This window comes from Sphingomonas sp. (genome assembly GCF_042091075.1).
Classification (GTDB): domain Bacteria; phylum Pseudomonadota; class Alphaproteobacteria; order Sphingomonadales; family Sphingomonadaceae; genus Sphingomonas.
Genome location: NZ_JBELIE010000246.1, coordinates 1 through 2,713, shown reverse-complemented (window position 1 = coordinate 2,713; position 2,713 = coordinate 1). Strand labels below are relative to the sequence as shown.

Below are 2,713 nucleotides of genomic sequence, written 5' to 3'. Positions count from 1 at the left end.
GGCGACCATTCCTCTCGGCGTGCCGTTGCCGACACGCTCCAGCAACCAACCCGGGCAGCAGGCGGGAACACGCCCCGGACGCCCGAAGACGCCCATGCCGCCCCTATTCGGTCTTGCTCCCGGTGGGGTTTACCGTGCCACGGCCGTTGCCGGCGCGCGCGGTGCGCTCTTACCGCACCCTTTCACCATGACCGGGCCGAAACCCAGGCCGTCTGCTCTCTGTTGCACTGTCCCTGACCGCGGGCTCGCGCCCTTGGCCGGCGGGCGTTACCCGCCACCGTTGTTCCATGGAGCCCGGACTTTCCTCGGCATGCACAAGGCATGACGCGGCCGCCCAGCCCTCTGACGCGCGGCGGCGTAGCGCCCTTTCGACGGCAAGGGAAGCACGAAGCCGCCGGGCCGCGCGCCGGTGACGGTCGGTGCCGGCGCCGCCTCAATCATCGCCCTGCGGCTTGGGCAGCAACAGCGCGAGCAGGATCATGCGGCATTCGGCATCGATCTCGCCATCGATCAGTTCGGGGCGGAAGCGGCGCTGGAATGCCATGATCGCCGCCATCCGATCGGTGACGTCATAACCGAACCGTTCGAGCGCGAGGCAGAACGCCGCCTCTCCCCAAAAGGGATCCATCAGGTTCTTCGTCGGGCGTGGCAGCGCCAGCCGCAGCCGCGCGAGACGATGCCACGGGAACAACTCGCCCGGATCGCGCTTGCGCGCGGGCGCGATATCGGAATGACCGACGATATTGCCGCGGGTGATCTCGTATCGATCCTTCAGATGAGCGACCAGCCGGATCACCGCCTCCACCTGCTGATCGGGAAAACGGCGATAGCCATGCTCGTGGCCGGGATTGACGATCTCGATCCCCAGCGACGCCGAATTGACATCCTCGATCTCGCGCCAGTGGCTCTTGCCCGCATGCCAGGCGCGCCGGTCGTCGGGGACGAGGCGGTGGATCGTGCCATCCTCATCCACCAGATAATGCGCGGACACCTCGGCAGCGGGATCGCACAGCCTTTCGAGCGCCTGCCGTGCGGTCGGCATGCCGGTGTAATGAAGCACGATCATCGTGATCGGCAGCTGCCGGTCGTTGAAATTGGGCGACGGCGTTTCGATCACTCTCATGCCGGGCACCCATTGCCCCGATCCGCCACGCCACCCGTCGTTGCTTTCGCCACCGTTACGCCCCGCTGTCACTTGATCCGTCCGTCGCGCGATCGGCCGGCGGTGTAAACCCGGTTCGTTATTCCGCCCGCTCGGTGGCGGCCGGCACGCGTTCGTAGAAACCGCGCGCTTCACGGCTGGGGCGCAGCCGGTCGCTCTGCCCGATCACCGTCTCGCCCGCGCCGAGCAGCAACAGCCCCCCCGGTGCCAGCGCATCGGCCAGCCGCTCCAGCACCAGTTCCCGCATGATCGGAGCGAAATAGAACAAGACATTGCGGCACAGGATCAGATCGAAGGCCAATCCGGGCGAGGGATCGGCGACGAGATTGTGCCGCCGATAGGCGATCATCTCTAGCAGGCGCGGCGCGGCCTGCCATTGCTGGCCATCTTCCGAGCTGAACCACTGGATCATGCGCCGGATCGGCAGGCCGCGCTGGATCTCGAAATGCGAATAAGCGCCGCGCCGCGCCCGCTCGATGGCCGCCGCGGAGACGTCGCTCGCGACGATCGTCGGGGGCGGGATATGTTCATCCTCGGCGAACAGCATCGCCAGCGACAGCGGCTCCTGTCCCGTCGCGCACGCCGCGCACCAGATCCGCGCCGGTCGACCTTGGCGCGCCGCCGCCTGCCGCGCGACCTCCGCCGCGGTGTCGATCACCGCGCCATCGCGGAAGAAGGAGGTTTCCTGGTTGAGCAGCGAATCGATCACCTTGTCGATCAGCACGGGATCGCTGCGGTCGCGCAATCGCGCGGTCAGTTGCGTGACGCTGTCGAGCGAGAGCGACTGGAGCAGCGGGCGCAGCGCCGTCTCCACCCGCCAGCTGCGGTTCTCGGCGATCCGCTGGCCGGTGCGTTCCTCCAGCAACGCCGCCAGCGCACGTCCGCAGCGTGGATCGATCGACAGCAGCGACGCGGTCATGCGCCGTGCCGTACCGTCGCGGCGATCATCGCGCCGATCGCGGCCGGGGGCAGCACCGCCCGCGCGATGCCCTCGCGGGCAACCACGCCCGGCATGCCCCACACCACCGACGACGCCTGATCCTGCACCACCACCGTACCACCGGCATCGTGCACCGCGCGCGCGCCTTCAAGGCCGTCGCGCCCCATGCCGCTCAGCACCACCGCCAGCAACCGCGCGCCATAGACCTGCGCCAGCGATGCGAACATCGGGTCCACCGACGGCAGATTACCTGTCGCCGTGGCCATTCGGGAAAGTCGCGTCGCGATCCGTCCGTTCGACAGGGCACCAACCACCAGATGCGCATCGCCCGGCGCGATCATCACCTCGCCACGGCTCACACGGCGACGATCGGTGCCGATCAGTGCGGCACGCCGAGCTGACACCCCGACCTGCTCGGCGAAGAAGGGCGAGAAGGAGGGCGGCAGATGCTGTGTGATGAAGATCGGCTGATCGACCTCGGCCGGGATCGTCTCCAGCAACGACGCGAGGGCATGGATGCCCCCGGTCGACGCGCCGATCGCGATCGCGTCGAAGGTGAGATCCGGGATCGCCGGAACGATACCGGGGCTCGCGGGGGCAGTTTCCGACGC

Annotated in this window: 3 protein-coding genes and 1 other RNA gene; all 4 read right to left on the bottom strand. The window is 68.2% G+C overall.

What is annotated here, in order from left to right:
- An RNA gene (gene rnpB / locus ACFDSW_RS16200) (RNase P RNA component class A) lies at positions 1-346 on the bottom strand; the annotation flags it as partial.
- Positions 347-433: 87 nt separating this feature from the next.
- Positions 434-1,123, bottom strand: a complete 690-nt coding sequence (locus ACFDSW_RS16195) for an N-acetylmuramoyl-L-alanine amidase (RefSeq protein ID WP_375251289.1) — start codon at positions 1,121-1,123, stop codon at positions 434-436.
- Positions 1,124-1,241: 118 nt separating this feature from the next.
- Positions 1,242-2,081 carry a CheR family methyltransferase gene (locus ACFDSW_RS16190; protein ID WP_375251288.1) on the bottom strand — a complete coding sequence of 280 codons (840 nt, stop codon included), beginning with the start codon at positions 2,079-2,081 and terminating at the stop codon, positions 1,242-1,244.
- Positions 2,078-2,713 (bottom strand): CheB methylesterase domain-containing protein (locus ACFDSW_RS16185; protein ID WP_375251287.1); only part of this gene is annotated, 636 nt, incomplete at its 5' end. The genes ACFDSW_RS16190 and ACFDSW_RS16185, both read right to left, overlap by 4 nt.